The organism is Streptomyces sp. NPDC049915 (assembly GCF_040656475.1).
GTDB lineage: Bacteria > Actinomycetota > Actinomycetes > Streptomycetales > Streptomycetaceae > Streptomyces.
Map to the genome: position 1 here is coordinate 20,915 of NZ_JBFAMH010000037.1, position 20,759 is coordinate 41,673.

Here is a 20,759-nt window from a genome sequence, read left to right on the forward strand (position 1 = left end):
CATGGCTCCACCGGGGACGTCTACGACCGGAGCGGCCGGCCGGTCACCTGGGCCCGAAGACGTCAGGCCCTCACTCGGGTCCGCGACCTCCCTCCGACTCCCATGCGGCCTCGCCGCCGAGGCCGTTCTCGGCGAGTGCCAGGATGCGGGGGGCCGACAGCCGGTTCTCGGGGTCCGCGGCGTCGGTGAGCAGCCGGGTGGCCGCTCCGGCCGGTTCGTCGGGCGGGATCACCAGCAGTTCCCAGCGACCCACCGTGCCGCAGTCCAGGGTGATGGCATGCGCTTCGGCAGCGAGGTCGGTCCGGACCACCTCGATCACATGACCGGGCGCCATCACCGTCTGCGGGGCGTCGGGCCAGGAAGCAGTGTCCACGGTGACCCGGGTGACAGTGCCGACGGATGGGTCCAGTGAGCCGACGAGCGGGGGCAGTTCCAGTTCCAGCGCATTGCAGCGCGGCCACCAGGCTCCGTCCAACGGGCCGTGGCTGACGTCCGGCGTGAGACTCAACCGGGGCAGGGGCATCCGGTAGGTGTCGGCGTCACCGGGTGACGTGGCTTCGCCGGGCCCTGTGATGGCGTCCATCGTGCGATCCCGTCCCGTCCCGGACGGCCTGCGGCTGCCCGCGTCTGCCACTCACCGGGAACGGCGCCGCCCTGATCGTGCGCCCACGCTCTCGGTACATGTCAGCGTACTCCCGGCCGTGGCGGGCGGCGCGGAGACGAGGACCTCGGGAAATCCCCCGTACGGCCTGCTCCGGTGCCGTGCGGACCACGGCCCCTGCGCGGCATCCGGGGCGGCGGATGTCCCGGTCACCGGCCTGCCGGGACCGGTTCCTCCCGAGGCAGGGTCATCACGCAGGGGGCGATCGGCCCCGGCAGCCCGACGATCTCTCCCATGTTCTGCCAGCCCCAGGAGGCGAAGGTGGCTTGGCCGGCCAGGTCGGCCGGGTGGAGCAGGGCGACTCCGAGCGAGGAGTGCCGGTCGGTGAGCAGATGCCGCTGCAGACGGCGGGCGATGTCACGGCGCTGAGGGTGCGGATGCGCCACGAACTGAGTGAGGACGACGAACTCGGCGCAGGACGTGAGCCGCTCGATGTACTGAGGCAGCGCTCCGTCGCCTTCTTGTCGTTCCGGGCCGCCCGAAGACACCGGGAAGCCATAGGCGCAGCCGACCAGCACGGTGGTCTCGGCGACCAGCAGCGCGAAGCCGGGGCGCCGGGCGCTGACGGCCAGACGGCGCAGGAGGTCGCGCCGTTCGTGGTACGCCTCGCCTGCGGTGCCCGCGACGGACGCCGTGGCCAGGTCAGCGATGTCCTGCGCCATCCCCTCGGCCTGCCAACGAGTCAGCCGGCGCAGCCGGATTCCCTCGAGAGCCGGACCGCGAGCGGACTCCGCGGGCGTCCTCGCCCTGCCCGTCGACGGCGCCGGGGAGACCGGTTCGAGGAGGCCGAGGCCCGAAGAGGCGGATCCGGTGGCGGCGAGAAGCCGGGTGAGCTGCGCGCAGGGGTGGTGCAGACGCAGCGTGGCGTGCACCCGGCTGGCGCGCCGCGACGCCGACAAGAAGACATCCAGGCCCTTGGCATCACAAGAGCCGACCGTGACCAGGTCGACGTCGATGAGGGTGACGCCGTCGCGCAGACACTGCTCCAAGGCGGCACGCAGCAGCGGCGCCGTGGCCGGGCCGATCTCACCGGCGAGCGTGACGAACGCGCCCTCTCCTTGGTCGCGCCGGTGGATGTCCAGCCGGGACAGGGTCATCACGCCTCCTCCCGACAGGGGCGCAGGCCGGCACGGGCACGCGGTACGGCCATGACGAGCGTGTGTGAGGTTCCTTCGACCGCGACGGACATGATGCCGACCCGCCTCCGCGCCGACTGCTGTGGCGGCTCGGGGTTCGTCTCTCGCCGGGGACGACTCGGCTCGGCGGCCGAAGTGCGCGATGCCCTCGGTACTTCAACGGTACGCCGCCGCCGACGAAGCCGGCCGCGCGGAGGAGGCCGGGAGCGGCGGCCCCGTCATCCCGCGCCGGCGTCGGGACGCCGACGGAGCAGCGGGCCTTCCCTCACGTCCCGGTCCTCGCCCGTCGCCGCCCCTCCCGCGCACCGGCAGAGCCTGAGAATCCGCAGCTCACGGCACACAAGGCAGTACGGCTGGTGCCCCGCCTCTCGCAGCCGATGGCTGAAGCCCGTTCATGCCCAGCTTTCGCGCCCGACCGGCGCCCAGGAGCCGGCCAGTTGCTTCCGCGCGGCAGCGGCTTGCAGCTGCCCCGCCTGGAACGCGGGCACCCACGCCGACGTGTCCGACGGGTCCGTGCCGAGCGCCGCCGCCGATGCCTCGTCCGGGAACAGCGACACCACCGTCTCCGCGCCCAGCGCGGCCGGCGCTTCCTGCCCGGGAGCCTGACGCGCCATCGGCTCCACGACGACCACCGTACGTGCACCGGCCGCGAGGTCCACGTTGGTGCCTGCCCGCAGCGCGCCGTCGATGTAGTGGCGCCCGCCGATCGAGACGGGAGGCGCCGCGCCCGGGAACGCGCTGGAGGCCGCGGCAGCAGCCGACAGCGGGATCCCGCTGTCGCGGTCCCAGACCACCGGCTCGCCGCTTCCCGCCTCCACGGCAGGGATGAGCAGGCGACGCTCAGCCGGCCAGGCGTCCGTGCCGACGAGCCGACGTCGCACCGCGACCAAGGCCCGCTCGGCCTCCGGATCGACCGCGTCGAGGGCGATCCGCCCGACCCGCTGACGGGCCTCCTGCGGTGGCAGGCCGGCACCGAGGACCGCGAAGACCTCGCCCATGCGCTGCGGATCGGCCTGCGGCGGCCGGGGACCGCCGCCGCTGCCGGCGGGGTCGGCGAAGTGCGCGAGGTCCTGGCCGGTGGCCAGCGCGGCGCCCACGATCGCGCCGGCCGAGGTGCCGACGACCAGATCCGCCGCGCCCAGGTCGACGCCCAGGCCGCGCAGGCCGTGGGCAAGTCCGCCCATCCAGGCGGTACCGACGGGCCCGCCCGGGCCGAGCACGAGCGCCCTGTCCGGTGAATGCATCGTTCCCCCATCCGTTGGCGTGGCGATCTCCACCCTAGGACGAACGAGGTGAAGGGACGGCCTGCGCGTACGAAGCCGGAGCGCACCCGTTCAAGGCGCCAGGTTCCCTTGAATGTGCCTGGCCGCCTGCCGGCCCCTCCCGGCACACGACGAGAGCGGGACCCGAAAGTCCCGCCCGACCCGCAAGGAACCCCAGCTCACGGCCACACAAGGCAGTACGGCTGATGCCCCGCCTCATGCAGCCGATGCGAGAAGTCCTGCCACTCGTGCAGCAGCTGGTACACATTGAACGCGTCCCGCGGGCCGCCACGGTCCGGGACCGTGGACCAGATGAACGCCGCCGCGCCGACCGCTTCCTCGCCGATGTCGCGGAGGGGGTCGACGGCCGTCATGGGGAGTTTCACGACCGCGTAGTCGGGGTGCAGGACGACCAGTTCCAGGGGCGGCACCTTGTGCAGGGGGACGCCTTCGATGCCCGTCAGGACCATCGCGGCCATCGTCTCCGGCTTGATCTTGGTGAACATGCCGTTCATACCGAGCTCGTCGCCGCCGAGTTCCTCGGGGCGCATCGAGATCGGGACGCGGGCCGCCGTCGCACCGTCCGGCGCGCCGAAGTACTTGTACGTCACCCCCACCCGACCACCATTCCTGCTCCCCGCCCCGGGGCGGTCCACCCGGCTCACCCGGTTCAGTGGGTCCAGCCGGTCCAGCCGCTCCGGGCCGACCGGCCGCTCGGGCTCGTTCAATTCACCGTGTGCCTGCTGACGTGCGTCGTTCGCTGCCTCCGCGTCGCGCCGGTGCCTTCCCCGCCGGGCACGTCGAGGACCCAGGTCATCGGTCCCCTCGCCCAGTCCGCCACCGCGATGCATATCTCCACCCGACTGCTTTTCTAGGCTGCGTGCCCGGGGCCGCGCAACCCGATCATCGTGTCAGTGACCTCCCCCACGGTCACACGCCGAAACGTGCGCTGGAACAGCTGTCCGCAGGTTATGTCGAAAAGCCCCGGCACGCCCTTTCGTCATGTCCATACGTATGCGAGGACCAGTTTCTCAGATGGGCGGGGTGCGGATCTCTCGTATCGGCGGGGTCGGCCTACCCTGAGGAGGTCACCCGGCAGCACAGCCGGAGCTGGTCCCGGAAGAGGTCGGAGAAGCCGCACGTCATGAGCGAACTGCCCTATCCCTACGAAGCGCCTGCCTCCCAGGCACTGTTCGACCGTGCGGCGGTCGTCACGCCGGGTGGCGTGAACTCGCCGGTGCGGGCCTTCCGCGCCGTCGGCGGCACGCCCCGGTTCATGGTGTCCGGCAAGGGCCCGTACCTCACCGACGCCGACGGACGCGAGTACGTCGACCTCGTCTGCTCCTGGGGCCCCATGATCCTCGGGCACGCGCACCCCGAGGTGCTCGCCGCCGTGCAGGAGGCCGTCGCCCGCGGTACGTCCTTCGGTACGCCCGGTGAGGGCGAGGTCGCGCTCGCCGAGGAGATCGTCGCCCGGGTCGAGCCCGTCGAGCAGGTGCGGCTCGTCTCCAGCGGCACCGAGGCGACGATGTCGGCCATCCGGCTCGCGCGCGGGTTCACCCGGCGCTCCAAGGTGATCAAGTTCGCCGGGTGCTACCACGGGCACGTCGACTCCCTCCTGGCCTCCGCCGGCTCCGGCGTGGCGACCTTCGCGCTGCCGGACACCCCGGGTGTCACCGGTGCGCAGGCGGCCGACACGATCGTGCTGCCGTACAACGACCTGGAGGCCGTGCAGGAGGCCTTCCACCGGCACCCCGGCGAGATCGCCTGTGTGATCACCGAGGCGTCGCCCGGCAACATGGGTGTCGTGCCGCCGCAGCCCGGGTTCAACCAGGGGCTGAAGGACGCGTGCCAGAAGAACGGCGCGCTGTACATCTCCGACGAGGTCATGACGGGCTTCCGTACCAGCCGCGCCGGCTGGTACGGCATCGACGGGGTCCGCCCCGACCTCATGACGTTCGGCAAGGTCATGGGCGGTGGCTTCCCGGCCGCCGCGTTCGGCGGGCGCGCCGACGTCATGGCCCACCTCGCCCCGGCCGGTCCCGTCTACCAGGCCGGAACCCTCTCCGGGAACCCCGTGGCCACCGCCGCCGGACTCGCCCAGCTGCGCCTCCTCGACGCCGCCGCCTACGACCGGGTGAACGCCGTGTCGGAGCAGATCCGGACCCTCGTCACCGAGGCGCTGGCCAAGGAGGGCGTCGCGCACCGGCTGCAGACCGCCTCCAACATGTTCTCCGTGTTCTTCACGGACCGGGAGGTCCGGAACTACGAGGAGGCGAAGAAGCAGGAGTCGTTCCGCTTCACCGCCTTCTTCCACGCCCTGCTGGAGAACGGCGTGTATCTGCCGCCGTCGTCCTTCGAGTCGTGGTTCGTGTCCACCGCGCACGACGAGCGCGCCATCCAGAAGATCGCCGACGCCCTCCCGGCGGCGGCCCGAGCCGCGGCGGAGGCCACCGCGTGAGCGACAGCAGCAAGGACATCACCGTCATCCATCTGATGCGGCACGGCGAGGTCGCCAACCCGGACGGCATCCTCTACGGCCGGCTGCCCGGGTACCACCTGTCCGAGCTGGGCCGGAAGATGGCCGAGCGGGTCGCCGACCACCTCTCCTCCCGGGACGTCACCCACGTGTGCGCGTCGCCGCTGGAGCGGGCGCAGGAGACGGCCACGCCGATCGCCAAGGCGCACGGGCTGGACCTCGCCACCGACGAGCGGCTGATCGAGGCCGAGAACGTCTTCCAGGGCAAGACGTTCGGCGTGGGCGACGGCGCGCTGCGCAAGCCGGACAACTGGAAGCACCTGTTCAACCCGTTCCGGCCGTCCTGGGGCGAGCCGTACGTCGACCAGGTGGTGCGGATGATGGGCGCGCTGAACTCCGCGAAGGACGCCGCGCGCGGGCACGAGGCGGTGCTCGTCAGCCATCAGCTGCCGATCTGGATCGTGCGCAGTTACGTCGAGCGGCGCCGGCTGTGGCACGACCCGCGCAAGCGGCAGTGCACGCTCGCCTCGCTGACGACGTTCACGTACCAGGGCGACCGGATCGTCTCCGTCGGCTACGCCGAGCCGGCCCGCGACCTGGTCCCGGCCCATCTGCTGGCCGGCGCCAAGCCGGTGAAGGGCCAGGGCAAGGCGTTCGGAGCGTGACACGGCGCCGTCAGGGCAGCCGGCTCAGGACGCCGCCCCGCACCTGACGGCCAGTCACTTGGCGCAGTTTTGTTACGTTCGTGGCGTAACGCATACGTGCTCGCGGAACCCCCCGGTTCGTCGCGCCCTCTGACTGGGTGACCACCCAAGGACGTGACGAATCGGGGAACTCATGCGCACCTTCTCCCGCAGGGGAATGCTCGGCCTGGGCGCGGGCGCCGCGGCGGCCGCCTCACTCGCGGGCTGCGGCACCTCGTCGGGCGGGTCGGGCCACGGGGCCGGCTCGGGCGGCGGCGACGGTTCCGGGAAGGACCCCTCCGGCACCCCCACGACCGCCGCCCGCCCGATAGGGGACGGCTCGACGGCGTACAGCGGCAAGCAGCCGCACCAGCCGGACGCGCCGCAGCCGCTGGAGCCGGGGCAGGAGCCGCCGCAGTTCGTCATCTTCTCCTGGGACGGGGCCGGCGAGGTCGGCAACGGCCTCTTCCCGCGCTTTTTGGACCTCGCCAAGGAGCACGGGGCGAGCATGACCTTCTTCCTGTCGGGGCTGTATCTGCTGCCCGAGTCGAAGAAGCGCCTGTACGACCCGCCGAACAACCGGCGCGGCGCGTCCGACATCGGCTACCTCACCGACGCGCACATCCGCTCCACGCTGGAGAACGTCCGCCGCGCCTGGCTCGAGGGCCATGAGATAGGCACCCACTTCAACGGCCACTTCTGCTCGGGGCACGGCACCGTCGCCAACTGGACGTCGCAGCAGTGGCGCAGCGAGATCGACCAGGCGAAGTCGTTCGTGAAGCAGTGGAAGACCAACACCGGCTGGAGCGACCTGCTGCCGCTGCCGTTCGACTACGACAAGGAGCTGGTCGGCGGACGTACGCCCTGTCTGCTGGGCCAGAGCAACCTGCTGCCGACCGCGCGGGCGCTGGGCTGGCGCTACGACGCCTCCTCGCCGGGCGGCCGCCAGATGTGGCCGGACAAGAAGCAGGGCATCTGGGACCTTCCGCTCCAGCAGATACCTTTCCCCGGCCGCCGCTTCGAGGTGCTGTCGATGGACTACAACATGCTGGCCAACCAGTCCGTCAACTCCACGAAGGCTCCGCCCCACAACTACCCGGGCTGGCGGCAGCAGTCCGCCCAGGCGTACATATCCGGCTTCCAGCGGGCATACGAGACAAACCGGGCGCCGTTCTTCGTAGGCAACCACTTCGAGCACTGGAACGGCGGCATCTACATGGACGCCGTCGAGGAGGCGTTCAAGCACATCGCCCGGGAGAAGGAGAAGGGCGCCGATGTGCGCATGGTCTCCTTCAAGCAGTTCGTGGACTGGATGGACGTACAGAAGCCCGAGGTGCTCGCCAAGCTGCGCACTCTCGAGGTCGGGCAGCGCCCGGCCGGCGGCTGGAAGCAGTTCACGGCCGCCTGAGCGGCCTACGAAACGCCGCCTGAAATGCGGGTTTCCGCCCGCAAGGGGGGTGCCCAAGATCCCCGCAACGGACATGCGAAACTTTTCACATGAGTGCCGCCAGCCGCGCCCCCCAGCGCTCGTCCCGCACCCGGGCCGCCCGTAGCCGCGCCGCCGTGTTCGCCGCGACGGCCGCGGCGGCCGCGCTGACCCTGTCCGCCTGCAGCTCCGGCGGCACCTCCGGCGGGGGTGGCGACACCAACTTCGTCATGGGCAAGAACGGCATCGCCACCGCCGACCAGGGCAAGCGGGCCGACGCCCCCGACCTGTCCGGCGAGACCGTCGACGGCAAGCAGCTCGACGTCGCCGCCTACCAGGGCAAGGTCGTCGTCATCAACGTGTGGGGCTCCTGGTGCCCGCCCTGCCGCGCCGAGGCGCCCGGCTTCGAGAAGGTGTACCAGGAGCTCAAGGGCCAGGGCGTGCAGTTCGTCGGCATCAACACGCGCGACACCTCCACCGGCCCGGCCCAGGCCTTCGACAAGGAGTTCGGCATCAGCTACCCGAGCCTGTACGACCCGACGGGCAAGCTGATGCTCCGCTTCAAGAAGGGCACCCTCAACCCGCAGTCCATTCCGTCCACGCTCGTCATCGACCGCAAGGGGAAGATCGCGGCCCGCACGCTGCAGCCCCTGTCGGAGGACAAGCTGCGGTCGATGATCAAGCCGGTTCTGGCGGAGAAGTGACGTGAGCGAAGTCACCGCCCTCGCCGCCGCGACGGTCGCCGACCCCAACGGCACGGTGCTCAACGGAGCCCTGCTGGCGGCCCTGCCCATCGCCCTGCTCGGCGGGCTCGTCTCCTTCTTCTCGCCCTGTGTGCTGCCGCTCGTCCCCGGCTACCTGTCCTATGTCACCGGGGTCAGCGGCACCGACCTGGCCGACGCCCGTCGCGGCCGGATGGTCGCCGGCGCCTCCCTGTTCGTCCTCGGCTTCACCGCCGTCTACGTCTCCACCGGCGCCTTCTTCGGCTACTTCGGCCAGAACGTCCAGGAGCACAAGGACGTCCTGAGCAAGGTCCTCGGCGTCGTCATGATCCTCATGGGCGGCTTCTTCATGGGCCTGATGCCGTGGCTGACCCAGCGCGAGTTCCGCTTCCACACCCGGCCGGTGGCCGGACTGATCGGCGCGCCCGTACTGGGCGCACTGTTCGGCATCGGCTGGACCCCGTGCATCGGCCCGACCCTCGCCGCCGTGCAGGGACTGGCCATGGACCAGGCGAGCGCGGGCCGCGGCGCCCTGCTGACCGTCGCCTACTGCCTCGGCCTCGGCGTGCCGTTCGTGCTCACCGCGGTCGCCTTCCGCAAGGCGCTCGGCGCCTTCGGCTGGATCAAGCGCCACTATGTCTGGGTGATGCGCATCGGCGGAACCATGATGATCGCGACCGGTCTGCTGCTGCTGACCGGCGCCTGGGACCGCATCGTGCAGGACATGCAGACCTGGTCCGACGGCTTCACTGTGGGGATCTGACTCGATGAGCACTACCTCGAAGTACGGGTCCGACCCGACCCCGTCCGACGCCGAGGAGCTGGGAGCGGCCGGCTCCCAGCTCTCCACCGCACCCCGCGAGGAACCGTCCGGCCCTCCGGCGCTCGGCGTCATCGGCTGGGCCCGCTGGTTCTGGCGCCAGCTCACCTCCATGCGGGTCGCGCTGCTGCTGCTCCTGCTGCTGTCGCTGGGCGCCATCCCCGGCTCCCTCATCCCGCAGACCGGCATCGACGCCACCAAGGTCGAGCTGTTCCGCCGCAACCACTCCACGCTGGCGCCGGTCTACGACAAGCTCGGCCTGTTCCACGTCTACAGCTCGGTGTGGTTCTCCGCGATCTACATCCTGCTGTTCGTCTCCCTCATCGGCTGCATCGTCCCGCGCACCTGGCAGTTCGTCGGCCAGCTGCGCGGCCGCCCGCCGGCCGCGCCCAAGCGGCTGACCCGGCTGCCCGCGCACACCACCTGGCGCACCGGAGCCACCCCCGAGCAGGTCCATGAGGCCGCGCTGGCGCTGCTGAAGAAGCACCGCTTCCGCGCCCACGTCGCCGGGGACGCCGTAGCCGCCGAGAAGGGCTATCTGCGCGAGGTGGGCAACCTGGCCTTCCACATCGCGCTGATCGTGATGCTGGTGGCGTTCGCCGCGGGCCAGCTGTTCAAGTCCGAGGGCGACAAGCTCATCATCGAGGGCGGCGGCTTCTCCAACACGCTCACCCAGTACGACGACTTCAAGTCCGGCAGCCTCTTCACGCCGGACGACCTGGACCCGTTCAGCTTCAAGCTGCAGGACTTCAGGGGGACGTACGAGGTCACCGGGCCCAACCGGGGCACGCCACGCACCTACGAGGCGCACCTCACCTACAGCGTCGGCGCCTACGGCAAGGACAAGAAGACCACCGTCAAGGTGAACGAGCCGCTTCGGATCGGCGACTCCAAGGTCTACCTCGTCAGCCACGGGTACGCGCCCGTCGTCACCGTTCGCGACGGCAAGGGCAACGTCGTCATGAAGGACGCGGTGCCGCTGCTGCCGCAGGACGGCAACGTCACGTCCTCCGGCGCGATCAAGGTGATGGACGGCTACCGCAACGCGCAGGGACGCAAGGACCAGCTCGGTTTCCAGGCCGTCTTCATCCCGACCTTCGCCGGTGAGGGCCAGGGCACGATGCTCTCCCAGTTCCCGGCGCTGCTGAACCCCCGGCTGGCGCTGAACGCCTACCACGGCGACCTCGGTGTCGACGCGGGCATCCCGCAGAGCGTGTACCAGCTCGACAGCGAGCACCTGAAGCAGTTCAAGAAGGCGAACGGCGACCCGCTCGCCGAGCGCCTGAAGGTCGGGCAGACCATGCAGCTCCCGAACGGCGCGGGCTCGATCACCTTCGACGGCGTCAAGGAGTGGGCGGGCTTCCAGGTCACCCGGCAGCCCGCGAGCGGCTGGGCCCTCGGCGGTGCCATCGCCGCGATCTTCGGCCTCGCCGCGTCCCTGTTCATCCAGCGCCGCCGCGTGTGGGTGCGTGCGGTCGAGGGCGCCGACGGCGTCACGGTCGTCGAGATGGCCGGGCTCGGCCGCAGCGAGTCCGCGAAGGTGCCCGAGGAACTCGGCCGGCTCGCCGGAATCCTCTACGACCAGGCACCAGGCGCCCCCGAGCCCGAACCCGGCCCCGCAGCCGACCCCTCAGAAGTCTCCGTACCCGCCGAAGGGGCTGAGAAGAAGTGACCCTCGCCGCCGCCACCAACGAACACCTCGCGAACATCAGCAATGTGCTGGTCTACTCCGCGATGGCCGTCTACACCCTGGCCTTCTTCGCCTACATCGCCGAGTGGCTCTTCGGCAGCCGCAGCAAGGTCGCCCGCACGGCGGCCGCGCTCACCGCCGAGCCGAAGGCGGCGACGGCCCCGGCCGTCACCGTCAAGACGGCCGGCGGCACCGCCGTACTGGAGCGCCCCAAGGTCACCGTGCGGTCCGCCGCGGGCTCCCGCGACGTCCCCGACGGGCCCGGCGCGCACGGCGGGGACGCGCAGGGCGACCTGTACGGCCGGATCGCGATCTCCCTGACCGTGCTCGCCTTCCTGGTGGAGATCGCCGGGGTCCTCACGCGCGCGCTGTCGGTGCAGCGGGCGCCGTGGGGCAACATGTACGAGTTCAACATCACCTTCTCCACCGTCGCGGTCGGCGTGTACCTCGGCCTGCTGGCGCTGAAGAAGAACGTCCGCTGGCTCGGCCTGTTCCTGATCACCACGGTCCTGCTCGACCTGGGTCTGGCCGTCACCGTGCTGTACACGGCGAGCGACCAGCTGGTGCCCGCGCTGCACTCGTACTGGCTCTACATTCACGTCTCCACCGCGATCTTCTGCGGTGCGACCTTCTACGTCGGCGCGGTCGCGACGATCATGTACCTGTTCAAGGACTCCTACGAGAGCAAGCTCGCGACCGGCGGCAAGCCCGGCACCTTCGCCCGCTCGGTGCTGGAGCGCATGCCGTCGTCGGCCTCGCTGGACAAGTTCTCCTACCGGATCAACGCGGCCGTCTTCCCGCTGTGGACGTTCACGATCATCGCGGGCGCCATCTGGGCCGGTGACGCCTGGGGCCGCTACTGGGGCTGGGACCCGAAGGAGACCTGGTCCTTCATCACCTGGGTCGCCTACGCCTGCTACCTGCACGCCCGCGCCACCGCCGGCTGGAAGGGCCGCAAGGCCGCCTACCTGGCGCTGCTCGCCTTCGCGTGCTGGCTGTTCAACTACTACGGCGTGAACCTCTTCGTCACCGGCAAGCACTCCTACGCCGGCGTCTGAGTCTTCACTCGCCTCCACCGCCGCCGGTCGCGGACACTGGTGTCATGAGCGGTTCCATCGCACAGGGCACCAGTCAGACCCACGGGAACACGCACATACTCCACTTCCTCGTGCGGCTCCCCAAACGCATGGAGGACGTCTGGCCGGCGGTGGCGACCCCCGAGGGGCTCGCCGCCTGGTACACCCCCGCCGACGTCCTCGAACCCCGGCTCGGCGGCGCGGTCGCCCTGCGGGACCTGGGCAGCGGGCAGGTCACCGCATGGGACGTGGACCGGGTCGCCGAGTACACCCTTCAGGACGGCGGCCGGCTGCGCTTCCATCTGGAACGCGACGGCGAGGCGGCCTGCACCGTCCGCTTCACCCACGAGTTCGAGGGCGAGCAGGACTCGGAACGACGCTGGCGCGACCGTTTCGAGCGGCTGGCGGCCTGGGCGGAGAGCGGGAACTGACCCGGCTCAGGCGCCGATGTCCTCGTTCCACAGCGCGGGGTGGTCCCGGACGAAGTCCCGCATCAGCGCGACGCACCCGGGATCGTCCAGGACGACGATGTCCACCCCGTGCTCGGCGAGCCAGTCGTGGCCGCCGTGGAAGGTGGTCGCCTCGCCGATCACCACCCGCGGGATGGAGAACTGCCGGACCAGCCCCGAGCAGTACCAGCAGGGGGAGAGGGTCGTCACCATCGTCGTCCCGCGATACGACCGCTGCCGTCCCGCGGCCCGGAACGCCGCCGTCTCCGCGTGCAGCGAGGGGTCGCCGTCCTGCACGCGCCGGTTGTGCCCGCGGCCGAGCAGGGTGCCGTCCGGGCCGTAGAGCGCGGCCCCGATCGGGACACCGCCCTCGGCGAGCCCGGCCCGCGCCTCCTCGACGGCGGTGGCGAGCCACTGCCGCGCCTGTGCCTGGTCCATGGGATCACTGTGCGGGGACGGGCGGGGGCGGGCAAGGGTCCCGGCCGCCCGGGAAGCCGCTCACCCGCGCTCGGCGTACAGGTCCTCCACCACGTCCGCGAACTCGCTCAGGATCGTCTCGCGGCGCAGTTTCATCGACGGGGTGAGGTGGCCGGCCTCCTCCGTGAAGTCCACCGGCAGGACGGCGAAGCGGCGGATGGACTCGGGGCGGGAGACCATCCGGTTGGCCTCGTCGAGCGCGCGTTGCAGGAGGGCGTACAGCTCGCCGTCGCCGATGAGGAGTTCGGCCGGGACCGGGTGCTTGCCGTTCATCCGGCGCCAGTGGCTGACGCCGTCCATGTCGAGGGTGATCAGGGCCGAGACGTAGGGCCGGCCGTCGCCGACCAGCATGACCTGGGAGATCAGCGGGTGGGCGCGCAGCCAGTTCTCCAGAGGTGCCGGGGCCACGCTCTTGCCGCCGGCCGTGATCAGCAGCTCCTTCTTGCGGCCGGTGATCGTCAGGTACCCCTCGTCGTCCAGTTCGCCGAGGTCGCCGGTGGCCAGCCAGCCGTCCTGTGCGGCCGGGACCACGCCACCGGCCGCCGGGTCCCAGTAGCCGCGCAGCACATGGTCGCCGGCGACCAGGATCTCGCCGTCGGCGGCGATCCGGACGCGGGTGCCCGGCAGGGGCCAGCCGACCGTGCCCAGGCGCGGCTTGAGCGGCGGCGTCACCGTCGTCGCGCCGGTCGTCTCGGTCAGTCCGTAGCCCTCGAAGATCTCGATGCCGGCGCCCGCGTAAAAGGCGGCGAGGTGCTGCCCGAGCGGGGAGCCACCGCAGATCGCGTACCGCACGCGGCCGCCCATCGCCTGCCGGATCTTGCGGTAGACCAGCGGGTCGTACAGCGCGCGCGCCGCCTTCAGCGCCGTCGTCGGGCCGCTGCCGTTGCCCGTCTGACGGTCCTCGACCGCCTCGCCGTAGCGCCGGGCCACCGCCACCGCCCGGTCGAAGGCGGACAGCTTGCCGCCCGACTCGGCCTTGGCGCGGGCGGAGTTGAAGACCTTCTCCAGCATGTAGGGGATGGTCAGCAGACAGGTGGGCCTGAAGGCCGCCAGGTCGGGCAGCAGTTCGTCCGGCTTCAGGCTGGGGGCGTGGCCGAGGCGGACCCGGCCGCGTATGCAGGCGATCGCCACCATGCGGCCGAAGACGTGCGACATCGGCAGGAACAGCAGCACCGACGGCTCGTCCTCGCTCTTCGCACGGAACACCGGGTAGAGGAGTTCGATCGCGTTGTCGACCTCGGCGAAGAAGTTGCCGTGGCTGAGCGCGCAGCCCTTGGGGCGGCCGGTGGTGCCGGAGGTGTAGATGAGGGTGGCGAGGGTGTCCGGGCCGAGCATTCCGCGCCGTACGTCCACCTCCTGGTCGGGCACGTGCGCGGCGCCGACCTCGGCGAGCTGCTCCACATGGCCCTTCTCCATGACCCACACATGCCGCAGGTCCGGCAGCCGGTCCCGCTCGGGGCCGATCGCCGCGGCCTGCGCGACGGTCTCGGTGACCAGGGTGACCGCGCCGGAGTCCTGAAGGATCCAGCGGGTCTGGAAGGGCGAGGAGGTGGGGTAGACCGGAACGGTGACCAGGCCGGCCGCCCAGGCGGCGAAGTCGAGCAGGGTCCACTCGTACGTCGTGCGCGCCATGATCGCGATGCGGTCGCCCGGCACCAGGCCCTCGGCGAGCAGCCCCTTCGCCACGGCCTGCACCTCGGCGGCGAAGGCGGCCGCCGTCACGTCGGTCCAGTGGCCGGAGGGGGTGCGGCGGCTGAGCACCACCGCGTCGGGCGCGGCGTCGGCGTTGTCGAAGGGCAGGTCGGCGAGCGAGCCGTGGCGGACGGGCTGGGCGAGGGCCGGGACGTACGCCTCACGCACCGCCCCGCCCAGCCGCTTTGTCTCCGGCGCGACCAGGACGGGGCCCCGGGGAGCGGCGTAGTCGGCGGAGGTGGGGTACGGCGTGGACACGGGCGGCTCCTGGTGCGTGCAGCAGCGGCACTGCTGCTGCAAGACGTACGTGCCTCGCCCGGCGGGGCGTTCACCGGCGGCGGCGTCGTCGGCGGACGGTCACCGGCGGTTGGGCAGGGGAATCGTACGGGGCCCCTGTGGGGGGCTTGTGCGGGTTCGGAGGGGGTCCGGGGCCGGGGCTGTGCAGCGTCGGGAATCGTGTGACAAGGGCTCACGTTGCTCAGGTCACACGGCCGTTGGTGCGTCTGCGGTCAGGCAGGGGTGCCCGGTGGCGGCGCCGGATCCGGTGGCGCATCAGGGACTCGTCTCGATGGGACCCTCTTGCGTGACATAGACTTACCGTCGGTAACTCGGTGACAGCACGAAGCGCAGGGTCGACTCCGCGGCGGCCGCGTCGGTGAGCCGGACCAGGTTCACCGTGATGCCCCGGCCGATCTCCTTGCCGAGGGAGCGGGTGAAGCCGTCCAACGCCTGCTGGGCGGCGGCCTGGTGGTGGTCGCCGGCGTCGAGCGGCGCGCCGATGACCACGATCCGGCCGCTCACCGCGACGGCCGGACGACCGGGTGCAGGGCAGGACGGCGAGGGACGGTTCGCGCTGCGCGGCGGCGACAAGGTGCATCTGACGGGGCTCGCCGTCCCGCTCGGCTCACGCGGGCGGGAGTGACGCCGCGGCTCACGCGGATGTGACGGGGCCCCGGTTCACGCCGGCGGGGGTGACCAGTGGTGTCCCGCCATGAGGTTGCCGAGGCCCGACCAGGCGAAGTTCATCAGGGTCGCCGCCGACTGCCGGGCCGAGACGCCGTCGGTGGCGTTGCCCCAGGCGGCGAGGGACTCGGCGGCGCCGACCAGGGCCTCGGCCAGCCCGGCGACCTCACGCTCGGCCAGGTCGGGATCGTGGTGGGCGTCCCGGGCGGCGACCAGGATCAGCCGGGTCACGAAGGCGACGAGTTCCGCACGCAGCGCGGCGACCTCGGCGGCGAACGGCTCGCCGTGCGTGCGGGCCTGGAGATGCAGCACCGCCCACGCCTCCGGATGCTGCGCGGTGTGCGTGAAGAACGCCAGCAGCCCGTCCCACAGTTGGCGGTCGACGGGCGAGGCCGGGTCGACGGCGGCGCGGACGGCCTCGGTGAGCGCGGCGGCCTCACGGCGGATGACGGCCGTGAAGAGGTCCTCCTTGGAGTTCAGGTACAGGTACACCAACGGCTTGGAGACACCGGCGAGTTCGGCGATGTCGTCCATGGATGCGGCCATGTAGCCGCGCCGGCCGAAGATGCGCACGGCCGCGTCCAGCATCTGCCGCTCACGGACCGCCCGGGGCATCCGCTTGGCCTTCACCGCACCCGAATCCATGCACACCAGCGTACGGGCCGGGCATGCCGAAGGGCGGCGGGAATCGTCCCGCCGCCCTCTGTGCCCGGGGTGTTGCCGCGTCAGGCCGCCGCGGTCACCGGCTCGGGCCGGTGCTCCGGCTCGTCCACCGGGGAGGCGCCGCCCACCGCGTCGTAGGCCGTGCGGTCCAAAAGGTTCTCCCGGGCCGCGACGATGACCGGGACCAGGGCCTGGCCGGCCACGTTGGTGGCGGTGCGCATCATGTCCAGGATCGGGTCGATCGCCAGCAGCAGGCCGACGCCCTCCATCGGCAGGCCCAGCGTGGACAGGGTCAGCGTCAGCATGACCGTCGCACCGGTGAGGCCCGCGGTGGCGGCGGAGCCGACCACGGAGACGAACGCGATCAGCAGGTAGTCGCCCACGTTGAGCTGGATGCCGAAGATCTGCGCGACGAAGATCGCGGCGATCGCCGGGTAGATCGCGGCGCAGCCGTCCATCTTGGTGGTCGCGCCGAACGGCACCGCGAAGGAGGCGTACTCCTTCGGCACGCCGAGCCGCTCGGTCACCTTCTGCGTCACCGGCATGGTGCCGACCGAGGAGCGGGAGACGAACGCCAGCTGGATCGCGGGCCAGGCGCCCTTGAAGAACTGCAGGGGGTTGGCCTTGGCGACGGTCGCCAGCAGCGTCGGGTAGACGACGAAGAGGACGATCGCGCAGCCGACGTAGATGTCGGCGGTGAAGGTGGCGTACTTGCCGATCAGGTCCCAGCCGTAGGTGGCGATGGCGTTGCCGATGAGGCCGACGGTGCCGAGCGGGGCGAGCCGGATGACCCACCACAGCGCCTTCTGCAGCAGCTCCAGCACGGACTCGCTGAGGGTGAGGATCGGCTGGGCCTTCTCACCGAGCTGGAGCGCGGCGATACCGGCGACGGCCGCCATGAAGACGATCTGCAGCACGTTCAGCTCGGTGAACGGCGTGATCACGTCGGTCGGGATGATGCCGGTGAGGAAGTCCAGCCAGGAGCCGGTGTGCTTGGGCTTGCCGCCGTCCGCCGGGGTGAGACCCGTGCCGGCGCCGGGGTGGGTGAGCAGGCCGATGGCCAGGCCGATACTCACCGCGATCAGCGACGTGATCATGAACCACAGAAGGGTGCGGGACGCCAGGCGCGCCGCGTTGTTCACCTTCCGCAGGTTGGTGATCGAGACGAGGATCGCGAAGAAGACGAGCGGGGCGACGGCGAGCTTCAGCAGGCCGATGAAGGTGTCGCCGATCTTCTCCAGGGTGGTCACCAGCCAGGACACGTCCTGGCTGCGGGCGATCCAGCCGAGCAGGACGCCCAGGACGAGGCCGGCGACTATCTGGGCCCAGAAGGGCAGCTTGAAGGACTTCGTGTTCGAGGACACGGACATGCTCCGTTGGGGACGCGTAGGGGCTGACGTGGACGGGGGGTCGCGAGACGGGGTCGCGAGACGTCAGGGGCGACAGATCCCGGACGCGCACCGGCAGAGATCCACGTGCAGGCGCGCCACGAGCAGAAGGCTCGGGAACTGAGGGGACGCGGCTGCTGACTTCACCCTAAGACGTTAACACTTGAACTTTGGGAATCTCAAAGCCTTGCTTTGAGAGGCCGGACACCACATCCACCCATACAACGCAAAGCGCCCCGGCGACCGAGGTCACCGGGGCGCTCCAGGCGCTGGGGGCTTTACGACGGCTGGCCCTGTGCGCGGGCGGCGTCGTCGGCGACGTCCTCCTGGCTCTGGTTCGCCTTGAGGTTCGCCTGCACGTTCGCGCGCATGCGGTCGACCTTGGGAGCGATCTTCTGCGCCGCCCGGTCCCGCTCCCCGCGCAGCACGACGAAGCTGATGGGCGCGGAGATCACCAGCGCGAGCAGGACGACCCACATGCCGTTGGACGAGCCGAGGCCGCGCGGCACGACGCCGGAGTAGACGAGACCCCAGACGACCACGAGGCAGCCCACGAAGATCCCGAGGCGCATCAGCGTGTAGCGGAGCATCTCAATCCACTCTTCCGAATCCAAACAGGGGCAGTCTCCAGTGAAGCACGCCCCCGTACCGATCACGGAAGGGGGTGGGGCCGCGCGTCAGAGCAGCGGCAGCAGCATGGTGATGTCGTCCCGGTCGTCCCCCGGCGCCACCCGGATCGCCCCCGGCACCCGGCCGACCTCCTTGTACCCGCAGGAGGCGTAGAACCGCTCCAGGCCGAGACCGCCCCGGCAGGTCAGCCGGATCGCCTCGATGCCCTGAAAGCCGCGCGCCGCGTCCGCCGCGGCTGCCAGCAGGTCACGGCCGTAACCCCGGCCCTGGTACCGCGGGTGCACCATCACCGTGTACAGCCACACCCAGTGCGTCATCAGCCGGTGGCTGTTGAAGGAGAAGAACGCGGTCGCGGCCACCCGTCCCTGCTCGTCGTGCCCGGTCAGCAGCCGGGTCCGCCCCTCGGCCATCCCCACGAAGTGCCGCACCAGCTCCGGCCGGATGGTCTCCCGCGTCACCGGCGCCACGAAGCCGACGGCCCCGCCGGCGTTGGAGACGTCCGTCCACAGATCGAGGATGCCGTCGCGCAGACCGGCGTCGACGGAGGGGTCCAAGGTGAAGGTAAGGGGCATTACGTCATCGTATCTATTACGACAGGACGCGAGCCGCCGTCTTGAGATCCGAGACGAGCCCCTGGTACGCCGACTCCCGGTCGTCCGCGCGCAGCACCGACGACGGATGCACGGTCGGCACCAGCCGCTCGCCGCGCCCGTGGATCTCCCGCTCCAGCACCGTCCCGCGCACCTCTGTGACCCGGAACGACGATCCGAGCAGCGCCTTGCCCGCGGTGGCCCCCAGCACCACGATCAGCTCCGGCTCCACGACCGTCAGCTCGGCGGCGAGCCACGGCCCGCACGCCGTCATCTCCTTGAGGTTCGGCGCCTTGTGGATCCGCCGCTTGCGCGGTTCGGCCTGGGTGAACTTGAAGTGCTTGACGGCATTGGTGACGTACGCCTCCGCCGGATCGATCCCGGCCTCCGCGAGGGCTCGGTCCAGCAGCTTCCCGGCAGGCCCGACGAACGGCTTCCCCTGCCGGTCCTCCTGATCCCCGGGCTGCTCCCCGACCAGCATCACGCGCGCGTGCGCATCCCCGGCGCCGAAGACGGTCTGGGTGGCATCCCGGTGCAGGGGACAGCCCCGGCAGCCGGCGGCGGCTTTGCGCAGAGCATCGAGACCGGCACCATCCGGAACGAAGGGTTCGGCGGTGTACGCGTCTTCGGGGGCCTTCGTAGCCATACGGCGCGAGTACCCACGTAAGGGGCGCGGGACCCTGGTCCATATGCGGCTCCGCCGCGTGGGCGCGACCAGCCCCCCCACAACGCGCGCCCGAACGACTGCCTGCTGCGCCTCAAACCCTCATCGGCTGAGGCGACTCCCGACGCGCGGCGTCAGGGCCGTCGTACTCACGAAGGACCTCGTAACGGGTGTTCCGCTCCACTGGCCGGAACCCCGCGTCCCGGATCAGCTCCAGCAGATCCTCACGCGTCAGCTTGTTCGGCGTACCGAAGTTGTCCGCATCGTGCGTGATCTTGTACTCGACGACCGACCCGTCCATGTCGTCCGCACCGTGCTGCAGCGCCAGCTGGGCCGTCTGCACACCGTGCATCACCCAGAACACCTTGACGTGCGGCACGTTGTCGAACAGCAGCCGCGAGACGGCGAACGTCTTCAGCGCCTCCGCCCCGGTCGCCATCTGCGTCCGCGCCTGGAGCCGGTTGCGGATCTTGCCGTCCTTCATGTCCACGAAGTCGTGCTGGTAGCGCAGCGGGATGAAGACCTGGAAACCGCCGGTCTCGTCCTGCAGCTCACGCAGCCGCAGCACATGGTCCACACGGTGCCGCGGCTCCTCGATGTGGCCGTACAGCATGGTGCACGGGGTCTTCAGACCCTTCTCGTGCGCCAGCCGGTGGATGCGGGACCAGTCCTCCCAGTGGGTCCTGTGGTCCACGATGTGCTGCCGGACCTCCCAGTCGAAGATCTCGGCGCCACCACCGGTGAGGGACTCGAGCCCGGCGTCGATCAGCTCGTCGAGGATCTCGGAGGCGCTCAGCCCCGAGATCGTCTCGAAGTGATGGATCTCCGTGGCCGTGAACGCCTTCAGCGACACGTTCGGCAGCGCGGCCTTCAGCTCCCGCAGCGAGCGCGGGTAGTAGCGCCACGGCAGGTTCGGGTGCAGCCCGTTGACGATGTGCAGCTCGGTGAGGTTCTCCGACTCCATCGCCTTGGCGAGCTTGACTGCCTCCTCGATGCGCATCGTGTACGCGTCCTTCTCGCCCGGCTTGCGCTGGAAGGAGCAGTACGCACAGGAGGCCGTGCACACGTTGGTCATGTTCAGGTGCCGGTTGACGTTGAAGTGGACGACGTCACCGTTCTTCCGCGTCCGCACCTCGTGCGCCAGACCGCCCAGCCAGGCCAGGTCGTCCGACTCGTACAGCGCGATGCCGTCCTCGCGGGTCAGCCGCTCACCGGAGCGGACCTTCTCCTCCAGCTCGCGCTTGAGCCCGACGTCCATGCCAACACCTTTCTCCGACAGCACCGCCAA

General features: G+C 70.8%; 21 protein-coding genes and 1 pseudogene. 8 read left to right on the plus strand and 14 right to left on the minus strand.

Annotation, left to right across the window (positions count from 1 at the left end):
- Positions 1-70: 70 nt before the first annotated feature.
- The 4 genes from AB0J12_RS35950 to AB0J12_RS35965 form a co-directional block, all read right to left on the minus strand.
- On the minus strand, positions 71-583 hold the full coding sequence (locus AB0J12_RS35950) for a DUF5994 family protein (protein WP_363268904.1): 513 nt from the start codon (positions 581-583) through the stop codon (positions 71-73).
- 227 nt (positions 584-810) lie between these two features.
- A complete protein-coding gene (locus AB0J12_RS35955) occupies positions 811-1,758 on the minus strand; it encodes an STAS domain-containing protein (protein ID WP_363268905.1) in 948 nt (315 codons plus the stop codon).
- A 431-nt stretch (positions 1,759-2,189) separates the two neighbouring features.
- The gene (locus AB0J12_RS35960; RefSeq protein WP_363268906.1) at positions 2,190-3,041 is read right to left on the minus strand and encodes a patatin-like phospholipase family protein; all 852 of its coding nucleotides are present in this window, start codon (positions 3,039-3,041) and stop codon (positions 2,190-2,192) included.
- A 197-nt stretch (positions 3,042-3,238) separates the two neighbouring features.
- Positions 3,239-3,676 carry a hypothetical protein gene (locus tag AB0J12_RS35965; protein ID WP_363268938.1) on the minus strand — a complete coding sequence of 146 codons (438 nt, stop codon included), beginning with the start codon at positions 3,674-3,676 and terminating at the stop codon, positions 3,239-3,241.
- Positions 3,677-4,203: 527 nt separating this feature from the next.
- On the opposite strand from AB0J12_RS35965, the gene hemL reads away from it, so the two are divergent.
- The 8 genes from hemL to AB0J12_RS36005 all read left to right on the plus strand — a co-directional run bounded on the left by hemL (position 4,204) and on the right by AB0J12_RS36005 (position 12,386).
- Entirely contained in the window at positions 4,204-5,520 is a 1,317-nt protein-coding gene (hemL, locus tag AB0J12_RS35970; protein WP_363268907.1) for a glutamate-1-semialdehyde 2,1-aminomutase, read from the plus strand.
- 35 nt (positions 5,521-5,555) lie between these two features.
- The gene (locus AB0J12_RS35975) at positions 5,556-6,203 is read left to right on the plus strand and encodes a histidine phosphatase family protein (RefSeq protein ID WP_363268939.1); all 648 of its coding nucleotides are present in this window, start codon (positions 5,556-5,558) and stop codon (positions 6,201-6,203) included.
- 172 nt (positions 6,204-6,375) lie between these two features.
- Positions 6,376-7,629, plus strand: coding sequence for a hypothetical protein (locus AB0J12_RS35980; RefSeq protein ID WP_363268909.1), 1,254 nt, complete (start codon positions 6,376-6,378; stop codon positions 7,627-7,629).
- A gap of 89 nt (positions 7,630-7,718) precedes the next feature.
- The gene (locus AB0J12_RS35985; protein ID WP_363268910.1) at positions 7,719-8,351 is read left to right on the plus strand and encodes a TlpA disulfide reductase family protein; all 633 of its coding nucleotides are present in this window, start codon (positions 7,719-7,721) and stop codon (positions 8,349-8,351) included.
- Between the two features lies 1 nt (position 8,352).
- Positions 8,353-9,132: a cytochrome c biogenesis protein CcdA gene (locus tag AB0J12_RS35990; RefSeq protein ID WP_363268911.1), complete on the plus strand. Its 780-nt coding sequence runs from the start codon at positions 8,353-8,355 to the stop codon at positions 9,130-9,132.
- Between the two features lie 4 nt (positions 9,133-9,136).
- Positions 9,137-10,861, plus strand: coding sequence for a cytochrome c biogenesis protein ResB (locus AB0J12_RS35995; protein ID WP_363268912.1), 1,725 nt, complete (start codon positions 9,137-9,139; stop codon positions 10,859-10,861).
- Positions 10,858-11,937, plus strand: coding sequence for a c-type cytochrome biogenesis protein CcsB (ccsB, locus tag AB0J12_RS36000; protein ID WP_363268913.1), 1,080 nt, complete (start codon positions 10,858-10,860; stop codon positions 11,935-11,937). The genes AB0J12_RS35995 and ccsB overlap by 4 nt, the downstream gene beginning before the upstream one ends.
- Positions 11,938-11,981: 44 nt before the next feature.
- Positions 11,982-12,386, plus strand: coding sequence for a hypothetical protein (locus AB0J12_RS36005; protein WP_363268914.1), 405 nt, complete (start codon positions 11,982-11,984; stop codon positions 12,384-12,386).
- A gap of 6 nt (positions 12,387-12,392) precedes the next feature.
- On the opposite strand, the gene AB0J12_RS36010 is transcribed toward AB0J12_RS36005, so the two are convergent.
- The 10 genes and pseudogenes from AB0J12_RS36010 to mqnE all read right to left on the minus strand — a co-directional run bounded on the left by AB0J12_RS36010 (position 12,393) and on the right by mqnE (position 20,729).
- On the minus strand, positions 12,393-12,842 hold the full coding sequence (locus AB0J12_RS36010; RefSeq protein ID WP_363268915.1) for a nucleoside deaminase: 450 nt from the start codon (positions 12,840-12,842) through the stop codon (positions 12,393-12,395).
- A gap of 60 nt (positions 12,843-12,902) precedes the next feature.
- On the minus strand, positions 12,903-14,831 hold the full coding sequence (locus tag AB0J12_RS36015; RefSeq protein ID WP_363268916.1) for an AMP-binding protein: 1,929 nt from the start codon (positions 14,829-14,831) through the stop codon (positions 12,903-12,905).
- 351 nt (positions 14,832-15,182) lie between these two features.
- Positions 15,183-15,403, minus strand: a pseudogene (locus AB0J12_RS36020) (short chain dehydrogenase); the annotation flags it as partial.
- A gap of 127 nt (positions 15,404-15,530) precedes the next feature.
- Complete coding sequence (locus AB0J12_RS36025) at positions 15,531-16,181, minus strand: TetR/AcrR family transcriptional regulator (protein ID WP_363268917.1); 651 nt, start codon at positions 16,179-16,181, stop codon at positions 15,531-15,533.
- 80 nt (positions 16,182-16,261) lie between these two features.
- A complete protein-coding gene (locus AB0J12_RS36030) occupies positions 16,262-17,569 on the minus strand; it encodes a dicarboxylate/amino acid:cation symporter (RefSeq protein WP_363268918.1) in 1,308 nt (435 codons plus the stop codon).
- A 63-nt stretch (positions 17,570-17,632) separates the two neighbouring features.
- A complete protein-coding gene (locus tag AB0J12_RS36035) occupies positions 17,633-17,734 on the minus strand; it encodes a putative leader peptide (protein ID WP_363268919.1) in 102 nt (33 codons plus the stop codon).
- Between the two features lie 131 nt (positions 17,735-17,865).
- Entirely contained in the window at positions 17,866-18,177 is a 312-nt protein-coding gene (locus tag AB0J12_RS36040) for a DUF4229 domain-containing protein (RefSeq protein WP_363268920.1), read from the minus strand.
- A gap of 87 nt (positions 18,178-18,264) precedes the next feature.
- A complete protein-coding gene (locus tag AB0J12_RS36045; protein ID WP_363268921.1) occupies positions 18,265-18,789 on the minus strand; it encodes a GNAT family N-acetyltransferase in 525 nt (174 codons plus the stop codon).
- Between the two features lie 16 nt (positions 18,790-18,805).
- Positions 18,806-19,453: a UdgX family uracil-DNA binding protein gene (locus tag AB0J12_RS36050; protein WP_363268922.1), complete on the minus strand. Its 648-nt coding sequence runs from the start codon at positions 19,451-19,453 to the stop codon at positions 18,806-18,808.
- Between the two features lie 112 nt (positions 19,454-19,565).
- Positions 19,566-20,729 carry an aminofutalosine synthase MqnE gene (mqnE, locus tag AB0J12_RS36055; protein WP_363268923.1) on the minus strand — a complete coding sequence of 388 codons (1,164 nt, stop codon included), beginning with the start codon at positions 20,727-20,729 and terminating at the stop codon, positions 19,566-19,568.
- Positions 20,730-20,759 lie beyond the last annotated feature (30 nt).